General features: G+C 60.2%; 11 protein-coding genes. 8 read left to right on the forward strand and 3 right to left on the reverse strand.

Translation table 11 applies throughout. The annotated features are described in order from the left end of the window. Positions 1 to 32 precede the first annotated feature (32 nt). From K3177_RS06295 to K3177_RS06315, 5 genes are all read left to right on the forward strand, one after another. Positions 33 to 2,864, forward strand: coding sequence for a 2-oxoglutarate dehydrogenase E1 component (locus tag K3177_RS06295; protein WP_221597608.1), 2,832 nt, complete (start codon positions 33 to 35; stop codon positions 2,862 to 2,864). Positions 2,865 to 2,881: 17 nt separating this feature from the next. After that, entirely contained in the window at positions 2,882 to 4,123 is a 1,242-nt protein-coding gene (gene odhB / locus K3177_RS06300; protein WP_221597609.1) for a 2-oxoglutarate dehydrogenase complex dihydrolipoyllysine-residue succinyltransferase, read from the forward strand. Between the two features lie 202 nt (positions 4,124 to 4,325). Next, complete coding sequence (gene lpdA / locus K3177_RS06305) at positions 4,326 to 5,735, forward strand: dihydrolipoyl dehydrogenase (protein ID WP_221597610.1); 1,410 nt, start codon at positions 4,326 to 4,328, stop codon at positions 5,733 to 5,735. Between the two features lie 44 nt (positions 5,736 to 5,779). Then, positions 5,780 to 6,562 (forward strand): hypothetical protein, encoded by a 783-nt coding sequence (locus tag K3177_RS06310; protein WP_221597611.1) that lies wholly within the window; start codon positions 5,780 to 5,782, stop codon positions 6,560 to 6,562. 67 nt (positions 6,563 to 6,629) lie between these two features. After that, the gene (locus K3177_RS06315) at positions 6,630 to 8,105 is read left to right on the forward strand and encodes a DUF4403 family protein (RefSeq protein ID WP_221597612.1); all 1,476 of its coding nucleotides are present in this window, start codon (positions 6,630 to 6,632) and stop codon (positions 8,103 to 8,105) included. Positions 8,106 to 8,112: 7 nt separating this feature from the next. Here the strand turns inward: K3177_RS06315 and K3177_RS06320 are convergent, their stop codons facing one another. Beyond that, a complete protein-coding gene (locus K3177_RS06320; RefSeq protein WP_221597613.1) occupies positions 8,113 to 9,795 on the reverse strand; it encodes a dipeptidyl-peptidase 3 family protein in 1,683 nt (560 codons plus the stop codon). 127 nt (positions 9,796 to 9,922) lie between these two features. Between K3177_RS06320 and K3177_RS06325 the strand changes: the two genes are divergently transcribed. The 3 genes from K3177_RS06325 to K3177_RS06335 are packed head-to-tail and all read left to right on the forward strand — an operon-like array spanning position 9,923 to position 12,590. Further along, complete coding sequence (locus K3177_RS06325) at positions 9,923 to 11,257, forward strand: amidase family protein (protein ID WP_221597614.1); 1,335 nt, start codon at positions 9,923 to 9,925, stop codon at positions 11,255 to 11,257. Between the two features lie 14 nt (positions 11,258 to 11,271). Next, positions 11,272 to 11,973 (forward strand): PepSY domain-containing protein, encoded by a 702-nt coding sequence (locus K3177_RS06330; protein WP_221597615.1) that lies wholly within the window; start codon positions 11,272 to 11,274, stop codon positions 11,971 to 11,973. Continuing rightward, the gene (locus K3177_RS06335; protein ID WP_221597616.1) at positions 11,970 to 12,590 is read left to right on the forward strand and encodes a trimeric intracellular cation channel family protein; all 621 of its coding nucleotides are present in this window, start codon (positions 11,970 to 11,972) and stop codon (positions 12,588 to 12,590) included. The genes K3177_RS06330 and K3177_RS06335 overlap by 4 nt, the downstream gene beginning before the upstream one ends. A gap of 26 nt (positions 12,591 to 12,616) precedes the next feature. Here the strand turns inward: K3177_RS06335 and K3177_RS06340 are convergent, their stop codons facing one another. Together K3177_RS06340 and K3177_RS06345 are read right to left on the reverse strand one after the other, a co-directional pair. Continuing rightward, complete coding sequence (locus K3177_RS06340; RefSeq protein WP_247714318.1) at positions 12,617 to 13,333, reverse strand: hypothetical protein; 717 nt, start codon at positions 13,331 to 13,333, stop codon at positions 12,617 to 12,619. A gap of 112 nt (positions 13,334 to 13,445) precedes the next feature. Continuing rightward, complete coding sequence (locus K3177_RS06345; RefSeq protein ID WP_221597617.1) at positions 13,446 to 14,033, reverse strand: hypothetical protein; 588 nt, start codon at positions 14,031 to 14,033, stop codon at positions 13,446 to 13,448. Positions 14,034 to 14,161 lie beyond the last annotated feature (128 nt).

The raw sequence follows: 14,161 nt of genomic DNA on the forward strand, positions 1-14,161 counted from the left end.
CGACATTTGGTCGGCGCAAGAAGGTGACCCGGATGGGTAACGAAAGCCATGATTTCCTGCCCGAGCTGGGCGACCAGGAAGGTCCCCAGCAGGGGCCCAGCTGGAGCAATCCTGCCTGGTTGACCGAAGTGGTCGACAGCAGCGCGGATCTTACCGCCGCGCTCGACCCCACGCAGATGCGCGTGGTGGTCGCCAAGGCTGCCGAAAAGGCCGGAAAACAGCTCGACGACAAGGCGCTCGAGAAAGCATCGGACGATTCCAATCGTGCAATGATGCTGGTGCGCACGTTCCGCGTCAGAGGCCATCTTGCCGCCAACCTCGATCCCCTCGGTCTGTCAAAGCGGGAAATTCCCGAAGACCTCACGCTCAAGGGCCACGGCTTCGAGGGTGAAGAGGATCTGGAAGTCTATGTCGGCGGCGTCTTCGGCTTCGGCTGGGTAACCATCGGCGAACTCTACGATGCGTTGCGGCATACCTATTGCGGCAATGTCGGCCTGGAATACATGCATATTTCGGACACCGTCGAGCGCCGCTTCCTGCAGGAACGGTTCGAGACGCCCGAAGAAACCATCCAGTTCACCGACGAGGGCAAGCGCGCCATCCTCGCGGCGGTTATCCGCGGCGAACAGTATGAATCGTTCCTCGGCAAGAAATACGTCGGGACCAAGCGCTTCGGCCTCGATGGCGGCGAATCCATGATCCCGGCGCTGGAAGCTGTCATCAAATATGGCGGCCAGCAGGGTGTGCGCGAAATCATCTACGGCATGGCCCACCGCGGCCGGCTCAACGTGCTCGCCAACGTCATGGGCAAACCCTACAAGGTTATCTTCCACGAATTTTCTGGCGGCAGCGCCAACCCGGAAGACGTCGGCGGCTCGGGCGATGTGAAGTACCATCTTGGTACAAGCACAGACCGCGAATTCGACGGGATCGATGTTCACATGAGCCTCGTTCCTAATCCCAGCCACCTCGAAGCGGTCGACCCGGTCGTGCTCGGCAAGGCCCGCGCGCAGCAGGCCATCCGCGACGATCTGAAGCAGCACGAACAGGTTCTGCCCGTTCTGCTTCATGGCGATGCTGCCTTCGCTGGCCAGGGTATCGTGTGGGAATGTCTCGGCTTCTCGGGTGTCCGCGGATACAATACCGGCGGCTGCCTGCACTTCGTGATCAATAACCAGATCGGTTTCACGACCAGCCCGCAATTCGCGCGGTCCTCCCCTTACCCCAGCGATGTGGCCAAGGGCGTTCAGGCACCGATCCTCCACGTCAACGGCGACGATCCCGAAGCGGTAACCTTCGCCTGCAAGCTGGCGATCGAATACCGCCAGACCTTCGGCCGCGACATCGTGATCGACATGTGGTGCTATCGCCGGTTCGGGCACAACGAGGGCGACGAGCCCAAGTTCACCCAGCCGCTGATGTATGACGAAATCCGTCAGCATCCCAAGGTCAGCGAACTCTACTCGAAGCGCCTCGAAGAAGAAGGCGTGATCGAAAAGGGCTATGCCGACGGGCTGTGCGCCGAGTTCACCGCGCACCTCGAAAAGGAATTTGCGGCGGCCAAGGACTACAAGCCCGATCAGGCAGACTGGTTCGGCGGTCGCTGGTCCGGCATGAACAAGCCTGCCGATCCGGAAAGTGCGCGTCGCAATGTCGAAACGGCGATCGACAAGAAGCTGTTTGACAGCCTTGGCCGTACACTCACCGGTATCCCCGGCGACCTGACGATCCACAAGACGCTTGGCCGCGTGCTCAAGGCCAAGGAGGAGATGTTCTCCAGCGGTGAAGGGTTCGATTGGGCCACCGCAGAGGCATTGGCGTTCGGCAGCCTCGTGACCGAAGGGTTCGGTGTGCGTCTGTCCGGGCAGGATTCGGGCCGCGGCACCTTCAGCCAGCGCCACGCCGTGTGGATCGACCAGAAGGACGAACACAAATACATCCCGCTGACCACGCTGCCGCACGGCAAGTTCGAGGTCTATGACAGCCCGCTGTCCGAATATGGCGTGCTCGGCTTCGAATACGGTTTCGCCATGGCGGATCCCAAAAGCCTGGTGATGTGGGAAGCGCAGTTCGGCGATTTTGCCAACGGCGCGCAGATCGTCATCGACCAGTTCATTGCCAGCGGCGAAGCAAAATGGCTCCGCGCCAATGGATTGGTGCTGCTACTTCCGCATGGATATGAAGGTCAGGGCCCCGAACACAGTTCGGCCCGCCTCGAACGTTTCCTGCAATTGTGCGCGAACGACAACATCCAGGTCTGCAACATCACCAGCCCGGCGAACTACTTCCACGTCCTTCGCCGGCAGATGCTCCGCAACTTCCGTAAACCACTGGTCATCATGACGCCGAAGAGCCTTCTGCGTCACCCGCTTGCCAAATCAGAAGCGAGCGAGTTCCAGGGCGACAATCACTTCATGCGGATCAAGTCCGACATGAAGGAGATTGACGACGAGAAGGTAAAGCGCCTCGTGCTGTGCAGCGGCAAGGTCGCTTACGACCTGATGCAGCGCCGCGACGAAGCGGAACTGGACGATGTTTCGATCGTGCGTATCGAACAGCTCTACCCCTTCCCGGGGGAACCGCTGGCCGTACGCCTCGAACGCATGAAGAACCTCGAACAGATCGTCTGGTGTCAGGAAGAACCGAAGAACAACGGTGCCTGGTTCTTTGTCGACCGTCTGATCGAAGAGGCTGCAGAGGCTGCGGGCAAGTCCGGCATGCGCCCCTGCTACGCCGGCCGTGAAGTGGCGGCTTCGCCAGCAACGGGTTACGCCAGCCGCCATCAGGTGCAGCAGGAAGCCCTCGTCAATATCGCGCTCGGCCTCAACGGTCAGGCGCCCAATGTCCGCAGCGACTGCAAGTAATTCGGGAAAGCAAGAATATGGCCACCGAAGTCAAAGTTCCTACGCTGGGTGAATCTGTCACCGAAGCGACCGTCGGCGAATTGCTGAAGAAAGTCGGCGATGCGGTCGCCGTCGATGAACCCATCATCAGCCTGGAAACCGACAAGGTCGCGGTGGAGGCTCCCTCCCCCGTTGCCGGCACGATCAAGGAATTCAAGGTCGACGTCGGCGACACGGTCGAAGTCAATGCAGTGATCGCGGTGATCGAAGAAGGCGACGCTCCGGCAAAATCTTCCGGCGATAGCGACGACGCACCCAAGGCGGACAAGTCCGAAGCGGACGTTGAAAAGGCTGCGCCCGCTCAGGCCAAGGAAGCGACCGACGGTGACAGTTCGCAAACGCTTTCGCCTGCCGTGCGCCGCGCAGTGCTCGAACACGGCGTCGATCCTTCCACGATCAAGGGCACCGGCAAGGACGGCCGCCTGACCAAGGAAGACGTGATCGCTGCGGCGGAAGCCAAGAAGTCGGGTGGCAGCAAGCCAGCTGAAAGCACATCCGCACCGGCATCGGCCGCGGGCGAGCGCCGTGAAGAGCGCGTCAAGATGACGCGCATGCGCCAGACCATCGCCAAGCGTCTCAAGGGTGCGCAGGACAATGCCGCGCTGCTGACGACGTTCAACGACGTCGACATGTCCGCCGTCATGGAAGCGCGCGGCAAGTACAAGGACATGTTCGCCAAGAAGCACGACATCCGTCTCGGCTTCATGGGCTTCTTCGCCAAGGCGGCCTGTCTTGCACTGAAGGACGTGCCAGCGGTCAACGCCTATATCGAAGGCGATGAAATCGTCTATCACGACTATGTCGATATCTCGGTTGCCGTGTCCGCTCCCAATGGTCTGGTCGTTCCGGTCATCCGCGATGCGCAGGACAAGGGCTTCGCGCAGATCGAAAAGGACATCGCCGATTTCGGCAAGCGCGCCAAGGACGGCACGCTGACGATGGACGACATGAAGGGCGGCACCTTCACCATCTCGAACGGCGGCGTCTTCGGTTCGCTGATGTCGACCCCGATCATCAATCCGCCGCAGAGCGCCGTCCTCGGCCTGCACCGTATCGAGGATCGCCCGGTCGTCGTGAATGGCGAAATCGTCATCCGCCCGATGATGTATATCGCGCTGTCCTACGATCACCGTCTGATCGACGGCCGGGAAGCGGTCACCGCCCTGAAGATCATCAAGGAAGCGATCGAAGATCCGACCCGGATGCTGATCGACCTGTAAGAGCAACGCCGATTGGAGTGCGTGTGTGCGAAAGGCTGTCCTACAGACTGGCAAAAGTGCCATGATGCCAGCCATGGCCCACTCGCTTGATCTTGTCGGCACCTGCGATTTGCGTCCGTTCACCCCGGACCGTTTTTACCCTTTGGACCGTGTAACACCCGGTCCATGTCTGCGACGCAACGAAAGTTAACAGAGACGAATCATGGCAGAATACGACTACGACGTCCTCGTCATCGGTGCTGGCCCGGGTGGCTATGTCGCCGCAATTCGTGCGGCCCAGCTCGGCCTGAAGACGGCGTGCGCCGAAAGCCGCGAGACGCTCGGCGGCACCTGCCTCAACGTCGGTTGCATTCCCTCCAAGGCCATGCTGCACGCCTCTGAATACTTCGACGCGGCCAGCAACGGCACGATGAAGGAAATGGGCATCGAGGTTACGCCCAAGCTCAATCTCGACGCCATGCATGCACAGCGCCGCGACGCGGTGAAAGGTCTGACCGGCGGGATCGAATTCCTGTTCAAGAAGAACAAGGTCGACTGGAAGAAAGGTCATGCCACTTTCCAGGATGCCCACACGGTCAAGGTCGGCGATGAAACGGTCACGGCCAAGAATGTGATCATCGCCACCGGTTCTTCCGTTACCCCCTTGCCGGGTGTCGAAGTCGACAACGAAAAGCAGGTGGTGGTCGATTCCACCGGTGCTCTCGAACTCAAGGCCGTGCCCAAGAAGATGGTCGTCATCGGTGGGGGCGTGATCGGCCTGGAACTCGGATCGGTCTGGCGTCGTCTTGGTGCCGAGGTCATCGTTGTCGAATATCTCGACAAGCTGCTGCCGGGGATGGATGACGATGTTCGCAAGGAAGCGGCCAAGATCTTCAAGAAGCAGGGCATGGAACTGCGACTGTCGACCAAGGTTACCGGATGCACCGTCGATGGTTCAAAAGCCACGCTGACGCTCGAACCGGCTGCCGGCGGCGACGAAGAAACGCTGGAAGCGGATTGCGTGCTGGTTTCGATCGGTCGCCGTCCGAACACAGAAGGCCTAGGCCTCGATGCGATCGGGCTTGAAGTGAACAAGCGCGGCCAGATCGAAACCGATCACGATTTCCGCACCAAGGTCGACGGTGTATGGGCCATCGGCGATGTCGTCCCCGGTCCCATGCTCGCCCATAAGGCGGAAGACGAAGGCATAGCCTGTGCCGAAAACATCGCCGGCCAGACCGGTATCGTGAACCACGATATCATCCCGGGTGTTGTTTACACATGGCCCGAATTCGCCGGTGTCGGTCTGACGCAGGAAGAAGCGGTCGAGAAGCTGGGCGACAAGGCCAAGGTCAAGGTCGGCAAGTTCCCGATGATGGCCAACAGCCGCGCCAAGACTAATCATGAACCCGATGGTTTCGTGAAGATCGTCGCGGATGCGGAAACCGATCGCGTTCTGGGCGTGTGGTGCATCGCAAGCGTCGCCGGCACCATGATCGCCCAGGCCGCACAGGCCATGGAATTCGGTGCGACCAGCGAAGATATCGCTTACACCTGCCATGCCCACCCGACGCATTCCGAAGCCATCAAGGAAGCGGCGATGGCGGTTCAGGGCAAGCCGATCCACATCTGATCGCTGTCGTGGCAGTCGGGGCGAGAATCTGAATGTCTGCGCGAGTGTCGACAATTCCGGCACTCGCCATACCCTCGCTCGTCGGGCTGACCTATCTGCTGCTTGCAGGTGCTCCAAGGAACTACCTGCTCGTGAATGCGACAGCTCTGCTGCTGTCGATAGCGCTGATGGCTTTCGGCAAGGCGCGCGTTAAACGCCAGCATCGGCTGCCGATCCTGGTTGTAGCCGTCGGGCTATTATTCGTCCCCCTGTTCAGCGGAGTGGCGGTCAATGGCATCGCGCGCTGGCTGCCGATCGGCCCGGTGCTGCTCCATGCCGGGCTGCTTGTCCTACCCGCCATCAGTGTTCTGGCCGCAGAAGGTAAGGGGCCCGGCAAGATAGCATTGATCGCGGCGTTGGTGGCGGTCTTCCTCCAGCCCGATGCCGGCACCGGTCTGGCCATAACAGGTGCCGCAATCGGGCTCTATGTGGCGCGGCCCCACTGGGCGACAGGCTGCATCGCGTTTGCAGCCTTCCTCGCCAGCCTGTCCATGCTGGTCCGCGGCGAACTCCCCGCCCAGCCGTACGTTGAACGTATTCTGGTCGACGCTGCTCAGGTCTCGCTGTGGCTGGCAGTCGGCATTCTGGTTGCCCTGCTGGGCACGGTCGCGCTGCTCGCCGGACTTCGCAGCGGAACGGTCAGCCAGCGCTTTGCCCTTGCCGGATCGTTTGCCGGCTTCTCCATCGCTGCTCTTGTATCGAACTATCCCTTCCCGCTCATCGGCTACGGTGCCTCGGCAATCCTCGGATATGGATTGGCATTGTTCCTCATAGGATCGTCCCGATAAACTTTCCGCTTGCCGATACCCCATCCATGCCGCAGATTTGCGCAACAGGGCATCGGGGCGATCGAGCATGAAAATCAGGCACTTGGCGATCGCCGCAAGCTGTAGCGCGATGGCGCTGGTCGGCTGCAGCCGGGAGCCGGATTTCGAGCCGCCTCCGCGCGCTACGGATGCGATCGACATCGAACCTCGAAGTTCGCTCGTCGCAGTACCCGTAACTGCCGATCTGACCGCGCTCGAAACGCAGATGTCGAAAGAGATACCGCGAACCTTGTGGACCATAGACCGCAAGGACCAGACCTGCGCCGCATCGAAAAAGGTCAAGGTGGCCTTCGTCAAGCTCAAGACGCCCACCATCAAATGCGACATCGTGGGCACTGTGACACGCGGACGCGTGACGATCGACGGTCGCGGACGCGACATCATCCTGACGATGCCGATCCATGCCGAAATCAAGGCGCAGGATATTGCCGGTATCCTCAAACAGGAAACCGCAACGGGAGATGCCAGGGTACGCGTCGTCGCTCGGCTTTCGATCGACAGTCAATGGAACCCGCAGGGCAAGGTCGACATCCAGTACGACTGGACCGACGAACCCCACGTCGACTTCCTTGGACAGCGTATCGAGTTCACCAGTGACGCGGACGCCAAACTGAAACCCCTGATCGCGCGCCTGGAACGCAATTTGCCGCAGGAACTGGCGAAGCTGGGTCTGCGGGAAGATATCGAACGCCTATGGGGCGAAGCCTTCACATCCCTCCAGCTTAACGAGACGAACCCGCCCGTCTGGATGCGGATCGTGCCCGAACAACTCTATTATGGCGGCTACACGCTGCGCGGCAAACGCATGGAGTTGCGACTGGGCATGAAGGCGGTGACCGAAACGTTCGTCGGCAAGCGTCAGCCAGACCCAAAGCGCAAACTCTTGCCGCCACTTGCAAAGCTCGAAGAGCAGCCTGGCAAGATGCAGTTCTTCATCCCCGTCATCGCAGATTACAAGCAACTCGAACCGGTGGTAGCGAAGGCTTTGGTCAGACGGTCCGCGCGGCCATTCGAAGTGCCCGGGATCGGGCCGGTGAACGCAAGGTTCGGACAGGTCGTTGCCTATGGCACTACCGGAAACCGCATTGCGCTGGGCCTGACTTTCAAGGCAGCCCGAGCCGACGAAAAGTTCGGCGATGCGACGGGCCAGGTTTGGCTGACCGCCCTCCCCGTCAACGGGCCGGGCTCTCGCAAAGTCAGTTTTTCCAACCTCGAAATTACCGGCGATACCGATCGCGACACCACCGATTTCCTGTTGCAGATCGCCAATTCGCCTGGGTTTTCACAAACCATTGCCACTGCTCTGACGCAGAATTTCGAAGAAGATTACGACGAATTGATGTCCAAGATCGCCAATGCCATCGATACCAAGCGCGAAGGTGATGTCGTTATTCGTGCGCAAATCGACGAGGTGAAGACCGGACGCCTGAAGGCGGCGGGACAGGGCCTGTATTTGCCAGTCTGGGGGACGGGCACCGCATCGGTGATCCTCGCCCCCCGTTGACGGCTATCTACACTTCGCTGGGGTAGATCGGCTGAATATCCACTGGAATATCGCTCATTGCGGCGAAACGTCCGCGCGCCCAATCGTCGAGCTTGGCATAACGAGCGAAGAACGCCTTGGTCCCTTCATAATCCCCATTCGCCTGCAGCATCAGCTGGTCATGCAAAAGGTCGCGCAGGCCAGCTTCCATTTTCGCATAGTCGACGATGTAGCGGTTGCCAGCCGCATCCCAGGTAAACGCACCCTTTTCCTTGAGATACCCGTATTGCAATGCTGCGCCCTTGCCGTGCGCCTCATCGATCCCGAAGCGCATCGCGCGGAAAATACCGGCGAAATAGCTGGCATAAAGTTGCTGCTTCTCGGCAGCGGGGATTTCGCCCTTCTCCATCATGAAGAGAATGTTCCAGACGCCCATGACGTCGGCCTTGCTCTCTTCCAGCGCCGAATACTGTTCCTTCAGTTCCTCGTTCACCGTCGTCTGGCGGCCATCCTTGGTAATCGTACCGGGCCCGAGGCTGTGGGACAGTTCATGGAACAGCGTTTCCAGTTCCATGTACTTCTTCGCGACCAGTGCGGCCTGATCCTGCTTCAGCACGACATCGCCGATCGGATCCAGAATGCGTTCGTATTTCGCGCCGAGTACGTTGGCGAGAATGACCTTCTTGGCACCTTTGGCTTCGCGCACCCGCTCGTCGTTGGGAAGGTTGAAAGCGATGGTTTGCACGCCTGGTACATTGTCGCCCCCACCGTGGATCTGATCGGCCACCGCGATGGGGCTTTCGAAGCCTCGCTGGAAATTCTTGTAGCGATCCTCGATCGGAAGGTTGCCTTCCATATCGCGCAGGTAATTCTTGTACTTCGCCAAAGCGGCGCTCTCTTCGGGATTGCGCAGCGTGACGAAGCTTTCGAAAGCGGTTTTCGTACCATACAGGCGGTCGGTATAGACTTCGTAGGGTCCAATCGCGACTTCGATCGGCGTGTCGGCCAAGTCCATCCACGCCATTTCGCTTTCGTAATAATCGTCGGACAGGAAGCTGGCGGCACGCAATGTCAGGAATTTCTTGAGGCTCGGGTTGCTCGTACGCTGGGCGGCCTGTTCCAAGAGTTTGGCAGCAGGTTCTAGCCACTCGCGATATTCCACCGAATAAGGGACAGCGACCAGCCCATCGCCCTCGCGCTTCACCACGGTGTACGGGGCCAGCAATTCGTCTTTCTGTGCAGGATGAGCCGTCAGATAAGCATCGAATTCTTCACGGGTCAGATCGGTGGGATAGAAGCCGGCCCCTTCGGGCAGCGGCTCTGTGCCCCAGAAGGGATGAAACTCGTCGAGATCGTCCCAAGCGCCGTAATACCGGTCGAACATGGTCAACAGCAGATCTCGATCGGCACGGCGGCTGCGCGAGATGGCTTGGCGAACCTGCGGGTTGGCGGCGAAGCGCTGGCGCAGATAAATCTCGTCCATATAGCCGCTGGCCTGGATCAGCAGATTGACGACGTCGCGTTCTTCCGCAGTCAGGTAAGACGTGTCCGGTGCCATCTCGATGACGGCCAACTTCGCGTACTGGGCCTGGAGATCGTAACCATCGGACGCGGCAGCGGGGGGTGCATCGGTAGACATTACCGGAGCATCATTGGCAACAGGGGCGCAGGCCGCACTGGCGAACAGTAGGGGAAGAATGGCGCGACGCATGATCGGTCCTCCAGAATTATCTTTATGACATCAGCGCAACGTCATGCGGCGGCCATGTGTCCCGCGCAAGTGGGCGATTGACCGCGGGGTCGGCTTATCCGACATTGCCGACCCAAGAGGAGACATCATGGCTTATCCGACGCTGACCGACAATCCCGGTGCTATCGAACTTGCAGAAGCGATGCGCCGGGGCGAGATGTCCCCGCTCGACGCCGTGGAGGCGGCCATCGCGCGGATCGAGCGTCTTGATGCGCACATCAACGCTGTAGTGGTGACAGATTTCGACCGGGCGCGGGATCGAGCCAAGGGGATGATGGATGATCGTTCGGCGCGTGAACGCCCCCTGTTCGGCGTTCCCATGACAATCAAGGAAAGCTTCGATATCGAAGGGCTTCCCACCAGTTGGGGCCATGAGGCGTATGCCGACAACATAGCATCTCGCGATTCCAGAGTGGTCAGCCAGTTGAAGGCTGCGGGCGCCATCTTCGTGGGTAAGACAAATGTGCCGCCCGATCTGGCCGACTGGCAATCGAATAACCCGGTCTATGGCCGTACAAACAACCCCCATGACCATGAGCGCTCGCCAGGTGGGTCCTCGGGTGGTTCGGCTGCGGCCGTCGCAAGCGGCATGGTCCCGTGTGAATACGGCACCGATATCGGCGGATCGGTGCGCGTTCCTGCCCATTTCTGCGGAGTTTGGGGTCACAAGACGAGCTGGGGTCTCATCCCAAAACAGGGACACGATCACCCTTCCATGAGCGGCGGTGATGCCCATGATGGTGCGCTGTCCATCGCTGGGCCGCTTGCCCGCAACGCCGCCGATCTTCGCCTGCTGTTGCAACTGACACAAACCGTTCCGCTGCGGAGGATGGAGAAAACGCTGCGAGACTGTCGGATCCTCCTCCTCACCGAACACCCGTCCTGCCCCACCGACATTTCGGTGCAGGCTCCGATCGAGGCGGCGGCGGCAACACTCGAACGAGCCGGGGTGACCATCGACCGCAAAAGCGAACTGCTCCCCGATCTGGCACGGCAACAGGCTGAGTATATGAGGATGCTCAATGTAGCCATGGCTCGCGGCATGCCTGGACCCAACGGTGAGCGGGCCAGCGCCACAGATTGGTTCGACATACTCGATGCGCAAACCCGCAACGAGAACGCCTGGCATACCCTTTTCGATAATTACGATTTCGTCCTTGCCCCGCCCGCACCTGTTCTCGCTGTCCCGCACCGCGATGGCCGCGTCTTCGATGGGACCATGACCATAAACGGAGCGGAACAGCCTGGGGGAGCGGCGCTGTGCTGGGCCGGGCTGGCGACTTATCCGAACCTTCCCGCCACCGTTCTTCCTGTGGGCGAAAGCGGGGGCCTACCTTGCGGACTGCAGGTCATATCGCGCAGGTGGGCCGACCTCGATTGCATCGCCGCGGCAGAAGCCATCGGCACAATCATCCACGGCTAGGGAGCCTTTGCAAGATGGGACAGCAGCGCGCGATGAAGCGCTTGGCCAAATTGCACATCTGGCTCGGATGGCTGGTGGGGGCGCCCATTCTGATGTGGACGATTACCGGCCTCGTCATGGTGGCGAAACCCATAGAGGAAGTCCGCGGCAACCATCTGCGCAAACATGTTCCAGAACGCGCCCTGCCCGCTGATACGCAAATTGCCGTGTCGCTGCCGGCTGAAAGTACACGTCCGGTACGATCGGTAACCACGCAGGTGGAACGCGGCGAAACCACCACCCGCATCACCTACATGGACGGCAAGACAGCCCGCTTCCGGCCCGACGGCAGTCCTATGGGTCCGTTGTCTGAAGTCGAGGCTCGCCTGATTGTGGCCGACGGCATCGACGGTGGTGACCAAGTTGCCAGCACGGCCCGTTTCGAAGCGGAAGCGGTGCCGCTCGATTTCCGTCGTGCCATGCCGGTTTGGCAAGTCGTCCTGGATGACGGGACACATGTTTACGTCGGAATGGAAACTGGGCAGATAGAAGCGGTTCGGACGAAATGGTGGCGTACCTTCGACTTCGTGTGGGGGTTGCACATCATGGACTTGCAAACGCGCGAGGACACGCATCATCCGATCCTGATACTCTTTGCCGTCCTGTCGGTAATCGGATCGCTGTTCGGCTGCGTGCTGCTGTTTCGTCGTCGAAAATCGCGTATGGCCGCATCGTGAATTCCGAAGTTCTTACCCCCCTGCTCGACTGGCTGGATCTTGCCGGTGTGGCCATCTTTGCTCTTACCGGCGCTTTGGTAGCGGCGAAGGAGAGACAAACCTTCGTTACGCTCGCCTTCTTTGCCCTGATCACCGGTGTTGGCGGCGGCACGGTCCGTGACCTTCTGATCGGGGCACCGGTATTCTGGATTCATGATGCTTGGGTTGCGGCCATCTGTCTGGCGATGGCGCTGTTCGCCTGGTTTACGCCTACCCGCTGGTGGGAGGGGCGCTTCCTCTCGGTTGCGGACGGACTTGGCCTGTCTGCCTATGCAGTTCTCGGGTCCGCCAAAGCACTCGAATATGGTTTACCGCCCACCCCTGCCATACTGATGGGAGTTATAACCGGCTGTGTGGGCGGCATCATTCGCGATGTCATAGCTGGCCGACCATCGATCCTCATGCGGCCGGAACTGTACGTCACGGCCGCCGCCCTTTCAGCCACCACCAATGTGCTTGGCGATCTGGTGGGCCTGGTGCGCGAGTGGGTCTGGGTGGGTGCGACGGCCGCCGGGTATGGCCTGCGGCTCGCTGCAATCAGATGGAACTTGGCCCTGCCTGCCTACGGACGGGATTAATTTCCCGCGCCCTGATAGCCGTCACCTCATTCGATATCGGCTGCTCCGTATGACTGGTCCTCTTCACCCGGCAACGGCCCACCGGGATAGGCAGGTACGGCGCTTTCAGTGCGTGCTCGTGCGGCGGCATAGTAATCATCGCTATACTGCCGATCGTCGATACCATTGTTTGCCTCGTAGCCATATCCGCCATCGGAATAGCCATTTCCGTAGGTAGCACCGCCGCGGCCGTAGTCGATCGCATCGATCCGCCCGTTTTCGCCGATCGAACAACTGAAGCTCTGCCCATCATACATTGAACCGGTTACGCTCCACCCACGCGCGTTGCGATTGACCGCATCGACGGTTTGAATACGCGCATTACGTTCGATCTCGTCCACACAGATACTCACCGCACGGTCCAGCCCGCGGGTGTCGTCATAACGATAATCGCCGCGCTGAGGATCAGGATAGCGTGGATTTCGATCACGCGAACTACTTGCGGCACTCGCCACTGCGGCAATTCCGCCGAGGATCAAAACGCCTGCAATCACATCGCCGGCGTCCACGCCGCGATGACGGCGGTGCCTGTAGCGCCGGTATTGATCGGCCGTGTCGTCGCCTGGTGCCCAAGCCGGGCTGATGGCCTGTGCAACGTGCACCGGTCCGACCTGCGGCAGTTCGGCTGCTTGGGCGGGCATGGCCGTCATTGATACGACGGCCAGAAGTGCTGGTACGACAGAAACGGATTTAATGGACGGCATGTCCGATACCCCTTCGGCGCGCCCCACCTAAACGCGCAATTGCTGATGATGCGTAGTTAGGCGGTGCAGGCTAAACGATGCCTGAACCGCCCATAGTGGTATATTTCGTGAATTACCGCAGCCTGCGGATGCCGCTGAAGTCGAGATCGGCAATGCGTCCGCGTTCTATCCGGCAGGTGAAATTGCCACTGTCACGGTCATTCCAGCGCTGATAGCGATTGTTCCGGTCACGATAGCCATAACGGTCGTAACGCCCACCGGCATAACTGCCATCGACGACCATCCGGCCCTTCACCTTCCAGCCATATCGAGTGTCATCGACATCGCGGATTTCCGTAACCTGGGCATGACGATAACCGTAGCGCCGGGCATCGTTCCTCGCAGCGTTGACACAGCGCTCTACGGCAGCACGCGGGTTGCCTCTGCTTGCATAAGTGTTGCGACGGTAGTCATTGCCGTTGTTGTAATATCGGCCGTCGCGATAATAGCGGTCGCCCCGATAATAGTCGCGGTCCCTGCTGGCGGCGCTGGCGACCGCTGCAATACCGCCGATGATGACGGCACCGGCAATCACTTCGCCGACGGAAATGCCATCGTCGTGGCCGCGAGCCTGCGCGGGGGTCGCCCCTGCGAGTGCCATGGCACCCACAGCTGCCGTTGCGATCCCACCCTTCGCGAACGTCTTTGCAAATGTTTTCATCTCGAGGTCCTCCTCATTGGGCCGCGGCGGGACTGCCTCGGCTGTAAAAGAGGTTCTAGACGATTCGCAGTGAGGTCCGGCTGAACTCTAGCGACAGTCGCCGTTCAGAAAATGTAGCACTTTGCTGA

The sequence above is a fragment of the Qipengyuania pacifica genome, assembly GCF_019711555.1.
GTDB classification, from domain to species: Bacteria; Pseudomonadota; Alphaproteobacteria; order Sphingomonadales; family Sphingomonadaceae; genus Qipengyuania; species Qipengyuania pacifica.